This is a genomic window from Streptomyces sp. NPDC058231, assembly GCF_042882275.1.
Classification (GTDB): domain Bacteria; phylum Actinomycetota; class Actinomycetes; order Streptomycetales; family Streptomycetaceae; genus Streptomyces.
Genome location: NZ_JBHVWN010000135.1, coordinates 1 through 6,124, shown reverse-complemented (window position 1 = coordinate 6,124; position 6,124 = coordinate 1). Strand labels below are relative to the sequence as shown.

4 protein-coding genes are annotated in these 6,124 nt (G+C 69.0%); 2 read left to right on the top strand and 2 right to left on the bottom strand.

Going from position 1 to position 6,124, the window contains the following annotated elements; all coding sequences use genetic code 11:
- The first annotated feature begins 203 nt into the window (after positions 1-203).
- Positions 204-677 carry a GNAT family N-acetyltransferase gene (locus tag ACFVXE_RS38490; RefSeq protein ID WP_389678408.1) on the top strand — a complete coding sequence of 158 codons (474 nt, stop codon included), beginning with the start codon at positions 204-206 and terminating at the stop codon, positions 675-677.
- Positions 678-767: 90 nt separating this feature from the next.
- Here the strand turns inward: ACFVXE_RS38490 and ACFVXE_RS38485 are convergent, their stop codons facing one another.
- Entirely contained in the window at positions 768-2,579 is a 1,812-nt protein-coding gene (locus tag ACFVXE_RS38485; RefSeq protein ID WP_389678406.1) for an ABC transporter ATP-binding protein, read from the bottom strand.
- Between the two features lie 635 nt (positions 2,580-3,214).
- Between ACFVXE_RS38485 and ACFVXE_RS38480 the strand changes: the two genes are divergently transcribed.
- Positions 3,215-3,592, top strand: a complete 378-nt coding sequence (locus tag ACFVXE_RS38480; RefSeq protein WP_389678405.1) for a winged helix-turn-helix domain-containing protein — start codon at positions 3,215-3,217, stop codon at positions 3,590-3,592.
- 168 nt (positions 3,593-3,760) lie between these two features.
- On the opposite strand, the gene ACFVXE_RS38475 is transcribed toward ACFVXE_RS38480, so the two are convergent.
- A complete protein-coding gene (locus ACFVXE_RS38475) occupies positions 3,761-5,551 on the bottom strand; it encodes a cellulase family glycosylhydrolase (protein ID WP_389678403.1) in 1,791 nt (596 codons plus the stop codon).
- Positions 5,552-6,124: the final 573 nt, after the last annotated feature.

The following is a 6,124-nucleotide window of genomic DNA, read 5'->3' as shown; positions in this document are numbered from 1 at the left end:
GAGCTGGGGAGCGGTACGGATCGGCCCCCGGAGACCCGCCGTGCGGACACTCCCCCTGCGGGTGCCGCGACACGTGTCGCGGCACGATGCGGGTACTCCTCGAACTGGAGCGGTACGGGTGGTGGCCCGGCTTCCGCCCGGTGGATCAGGTGACGGGCGCCGGGGGTTGAAATCCACCTGACCTGCTGAATTATGGTTTCCGCATGACGAGCACGCTCCGCTTGGAGAAGATCACCGCCGACAACTTCGACGTCGCGATCGGCCTGAAGGTCCGTCCGGACCAGGAGCACCTGGTCGCTCCGGTCGTGAAGTCGCTCGCCGAAGCGTTCGTGCACCCCGAGACGGCATGGCCCCGACTGATCGTTGACGGCAACCGGCCCGTGGGTTTCCTGATGGCGTTCTTCGACATCGACTTCGCCGGCGGCGCCGGCAAGGGGACTGATCTGCGCTCCGGCCTGTGGCGTCTGAACATCGCAGCAGGTGAACAGGGCCGTGGATACGGCCGCTTCGCGGTCCAGGCCGTTGCGGCGGAGATCCGCCGTCGCGGCGGCACTCACCTGACGACCACCTGGCACCCGGGTGAGCACGGCCCGGAGGACTTCTACCTGGGGCTCGGATTCCGCACGACCGGGGAAACGAGTGGGGAGCAGCGAGTCGGGGTGCTCGACCTGCTCTGAGGTACGCCGAGCCTTACCCCCGGAACGGGCACTCCCGGCATCGATATGATGCTCTCCGGCAGGTGCCGGGCGTACCCGCCCGATGTGCGTTCAGTGGAGATCGGCCCGCGCGGAAGAGGTGTCGAAGAAGCCGCCGGACTGGTGCTGCCACAGCTTGGCGTAGGCACCGTCCGAGGTGAGCAGCTCCTGGTGGGTGCCCTGCTCGACGATCCGCCCACGGTCGAGCACGACGAGTCGGTCCATGGTGGCGACCGTGCTCAGCCGGTGCGCCACCACGAGAGCCGTCCGCCCCTCCATGAGTCGCCACAGCGCCTCCTGGACAAGGATTTCGCTCTCGGAGTCCAGGGCGCTGGTCGCCTCGTCGAGCAGCAGGATCGGCGCGTCGCGGAGGATCGCCCTGGCGAGGGCGACTCGCTGGCGCTGACCGCCGGACAGCTTGACTCCGCGCTCCCCCACCATGGTCTCGAAACCGTCCGGCAGCGCGTCGGCGAACTCCGTGACATGTGCGGCCTCGGCCGCCCGGCGGATCTCGGCTTCGGTGGCCTCCGGCCGGGCGAACGCGATGTTCTCCCGTAGCGTGCGGTGGAACATCGCCGGGTCCTGCGGCACATAGGCGATCCGGCTGCGCACATCGGCCTGGCGCATCCTGCTGATGTCCTGACCACCTATCAGGATCCGGCCTTCGTCGATGTCCGTCATTCGCAGCAGCAGGCGCGTGAGCGTGGTCTTACCGCCGCCGGACCGGCCGACGAGGCCGAATTTCGCCCCGCTGGGTACGGCCAGCTCCAGGCGCTCGAAGAGCGGTTCGGCGCCCGCGTGGGCGAAGGTCACCCGGTCGAAGCGGACGTCGGCGGTCCGGGACAGCAGCGGCTCCGGCGACACCGGATCGGTCACGGTCGGCGGCATCAGCAGCAGTTCGGTGAACTGTGCGGCCTCCGTCATCGAGCTCTCCAGACGGCGGTAGATCTGGTTGAACTCGAACATGATCCGTGTCGCGTTGCTGTAGTAGGTGAAGGCGACCACGACCGCCTCCACGCTGTGGTCGCCTCCGCCGAGGACGACCGCGAGCAGCAGACCCAGCGCGTTGGTCAGTACGGACATCGGTGCGACCAGCGTGTCGATGCGCAGGTTGCCGTAGTCCCACGACCGCAGCGAGAGCCGCCGTGACTCACCGACGCGGGACCGGTGCTCGGCGGCCTCGCGTTCCTCGGCGGCGAACGCCCGGACCGTGTCCATGTTCATCAGGCTGTCGGCGACGTGGCCCGACACTCTGGCGATCGCCTCCTCGCGCTGGGCGACGAGCGCCTGACGGCGGCGGATGAGCGGCGTCACGCAGACCGCGGTCAGCGCGATCATCGACAGAAGTCCCACCACGAACAGCGGCTCGTAGCGCCACAGCACCACCGATCCGAACACCAGAGGTACGAGGCTTCCGACGACCGAGAACGTCAGCGTGTCGACGAATTCCTCGAAACGGGACGCGAAACTCAGGACCCGCTTGGTCAGCGAACCGGCGAAGTTGTCGTGGAAGAACGCGGTGTCCTTGGCGAACAACTCGTCCATGCCGATCACGTACAGGTGCTCGATGCCTCGGGCATCGACACGGTTCAGGCAGTGCAGCCCGACGCGCCACAGCGATTCCGCGAGCAGCAGGACGCCGGCGAAGCCGAGGACGTAGGGCAGTGTCGAGCCGATGGCGATCGTCGCGTCGCCGGCGATTCGGCCGACGAGCTTGGCGACGATCAGCGGCGCGATGTAGTTGAGGCCGATGTTGCCCAGCGCCGGCAGGAGCATCGCGGGCACCGTCAGCCACCGGAGCCGGGCCAGCTCCCTACCGTAGTAACGAAGTGCGAGAAGCACCGAGCCCCGGCCCGGTGTCTCGCGCGATTCAGGCGATCCCATAGCAACCCTGTGTGGTCGTGCGGCAGCCCGCCACGTGACTTCTGCGGGAGAAGCACGTTGACCGGCCGGCCGCGCGGAGGTTCGTTTCGGGTGGGTGCCCTCGCACAGGTCGCCTTCCGACAGGCGGGGCACGACGACGAAGCCCCCGCGCGGCTCGTGGTGACGCATGCGGGCGAGTACGGGGGCCAGGAACCGCAGTGTCCCGCGGCGGCGCCGGTGCGGTCCAAGAGTTTTTTTTCGGCCACCGGCCGATCGCCGCACAGTTGTCCTCCCGGCCGGGCGGCGCGGGACGCATTCGTCACCCAAAGGCTGCGACCAGGTATTTCATCGGATGATGTGATCACGGCCGACCAGTTGCGATGGACTGTCGGGTGCACTGCACCTGGTGTCGTCCGGCTCTCGCGGACGGCGCACGACAGCGACTCTGCGCGCCGGCGCAGTGATGGCAGGGGGGCGCACACCCGCGGCGGCGGAAATGGTAATCCGATCGGCCGATTGCCGGGCGGGGGTCCGGCTCGTTGGGTTGATGTGATCACCACCGCTGACAAGGGGATGAAGCGTTGAGTAAGTACCAGAAGGGACGGAAACACCGGAGCGTCAACCGGACACCGCGCCCGGTGACACGCTCCCGCGGATTGTCCGCACCCGCGGGTCGGGCATCGGCGAGCGGCACTCCGAGAGCACAGCAGGCCGCCGCCGACGGCTCTTCGCCCTCGACGGGTTCGCCCGAGCAGGGGCTCGGGCGTGCGGTGGGGCGGACCTGGCAGTGCCTGAAGTCGGCAGGCAGCGTGGGCGCCACCGCGCAGGAGCTGTCCGAGGCTGCGGGCTACCAGCCGTCCACCATTGCGAAACATCTCAAGAACCTGGCCGAGTTGGGGTTGGCGGAGCAGGACGGTGAGCGCTGGCAGCCGTCCGACAGGCCCGCCGAGGGCACGGCACCCGTCGGCGACCCGACGGACCGCGCCGCCGCGAAGCCGAAGACGTACGCGGCTGAGCCGCTTCCGCTCGGCTAGCCGGGGACAGGCGGACCATGCGGCTCCCGCGGGAAGGCGGGAGCCGCATGGTCCCTGCGGTCCTGGCCGCCCGGGTGCCGCTCTCCCTATGCCTCGCGTGCCCCGGGGCTGTCCCGTGATCCCCTGGTACGTCCGCGCGGGATCACGGGCGGCCCCCGGCCCGGGTGATCAGGAGGCGGTGCAGCTGAGGTTCGGCGTGGCGGCCGTGCCGTTGGCCTGGAAACCGAAGGTGGTCGAGCCGTTGGCCGCCAGAGTGCCGTTCTGCGCGGCGTTCCTGGCGGTGACCGCGGCGCCGCTCTGCTGCAGCGAGGTGTTCCAGGCGTTGGCCACCGTCTGCCCGCCGGACCAGGTCCAGCCGACGGCCCAGGAGGAAGTGGGTGTGCCACCCGGATTGGTGACGGTGACGGTGGCGTTGAAACCGCCGCTCCACTGGGTGTCGATGTGCCAGCTCGCGGTGCAGCCGTTGCCGCCGCCGGCCGCCGCGGAAGTCTTCGCGGTGACTGCCGAGGAGGCGGCCGAACTGTTGCCGGCGGCGTCCTTGGCCCTGACGGTGTAGCTGTAGGTGGTGGCCGCGGTGAGTCCGGTGTCGGTGAAGCCGGTGGTGGTGGAGGATCCGACCAGGGTGCTGCCACGGTAGACGTCGTACGAGGTCACGCCGGTGTTGTCGGTGGAGGGGCTCCAGGACAGCGACACACTGCTGGAGGTGGTCCCGGTGGCGGTGAGGTTGCCCGGCACGGTCGGGGCCTGAGTGTCACCGCCGCCCCCGCCGCCGGTGTTTCCGCCGCCGAAGCCGGGCGCCTTGATGGTGGCGAGGTAGCTGTCCTTGGCCGTGTTGACCGTGGTCCAGTCGTCGTTGAGGATGCCGCCGGTGTCACCGGAGTCGGGGTTCCACGACCAGAAGGTCCACTGGAAGCTGTCGGCGCCGTACTGCGCGGTCGGGCGCAGATACTGGACGAGCGTCTTCAACCATGTCTGGTCCGTGGCCGACTGCAGGGTGGTCCCGAATTCACCGACCCACACCGGGGCGATGTTCTGCTTGAAGAGATAGCCCCAGTTCTTGTCCCAGATGCCGGCCATGTTGCTGGGAAAGGACGGATCGCTGAACCACGGCTGCGAGGCCACGCTGGTCGCGTAGTCGTGGGCCGAGTAGACCACGCGGTTGGCCACGTCGAGCCGGACCGGGTACTGGCCGGCGCCCTGCAGATTGCCGCCCCACCAGGACGAGCTGCCGTTGTAGGTCTGCACGCCCTCGACGAAGATCAGCAGGTTGGGGTTGGCGGCGAGAACCGCGTCGCCTCCCCGCTCGGCGGCCAGCCGCCAGTCGGTGGCGGTGTCGCCGCAGCCCCAGCAGGCCGGGTCGTGCGGCTCGTTGTGCAGGTCGATGCCGACGACCGCCGGGTTGCCCGCGTAACGTGTGGCGACCGCGGTCAGGTTGGCGAGCCAGGTGGACTCCGGTACGGAACTCGTGTACCAGAGCGCGGACTGCCCGCCGGAGTCGGGACGATGGCGGTCGAGGATGACCTTCAGATCGATGGACCCGGCGTAATTCACGATCTTGTCCATCACCTGCAGTGAGTTCAGACCCTGAAGGTCGCTGTTCATGTTGTAGAAATTGATGCTGTCAGGCGTCGTACCTTTGAAGATGTCATCGCTGTAGGGCAGCCGGATGGTGTTGTATCCCAGCGACTTCATCTGGTCCATCATGCTCTTGTAGTCCCGCGCCCAGAGGCCGTGGACGACGTGGTTGGCCGTCTCGAAACCGAACCAGTTGATGCCCGCGATGCGCACAGGCTGGTTGCCGGCATCCAGGATCTGCCGGCCGCTGGTGTGCCAGTAGCCCGTGCCGGGAGTGGTGGCGGCCCGGGCGGAACCCGCGGCCATGAGCGGTGCGGTGAGCAGCGCCAGGACGGCGACGAGCACGGAGGCCCATCGCCGTATGCGGCCAGGAAGACGGATCATCGTTGTGCGCTCCTCTGCTGAGAGCCCGGTCTCCGACGTCGTCAAGGGGTGGGTTCGGCGGCCTGGTCCGCAGCATGACCGGCGCCTCGTGGGAGCGCTCCCAATTGCTGCGGAGACTTCCCCGACAGGACTGTCCGGACAAGAGCTGTTGACTGTCGACCGTCCGGTTCGACGCCGCCCACCATGAACCCAAGAAGGCGACACGCCGTCAATAGATACGACAGCCTTCACCTCTTGAAGATGATGCCGGCCTACGGAATTGAGACAGAGGTGCCCGGGGCGGCAACCACCGGCGCGACGCTCCTGCTCCTGGACGCCGTCGGGGACGGTCACCGAACTCAACTGCCGTGGCTGCCGCCGGAGACGAAGAGCCGAGCCGCCGCTGAACCACATGCACAGGCCGCCCGGAGCACGTGGCTCAGCAGTCGGACGACACTGCGGCCGCGGGGGGGCCCGTCGGGGGCGGGGCCCGGGCCGGCGGCGGGCCCCGGGGGGGCGGGGGGGCCGCGGGGGGGGGGGGGGGGGGGGGGTGGGGGGGGGGGGGGGGGTGGGGGGTGGGGGGGCGCGGGGTTG

Coding starts and splice junctions, on each gene's coding strand:
- ACFVXE_RS38485 (WP_389678406.1), bottom strand. CDS start 2,579: ATGGGATCGCCTGAATCGCGCGAGACACCGGGCCGGGGCTCGGTGCTT.
- ACFVXE_RS38490 (WP_389678408.1), top strand. CDS start 204: ATGACGAGCACGCTCCGCTTGGAGAAGATCACCGCCGACAACTTCGAC.
- ACFVXE_RS38475 (WP_389678403.1), bottom strand. CDS start 5,551: ATGATCCGTCTTCCTGGCCGCATACGGCGATGGGCCTCCGTGCTCGTC.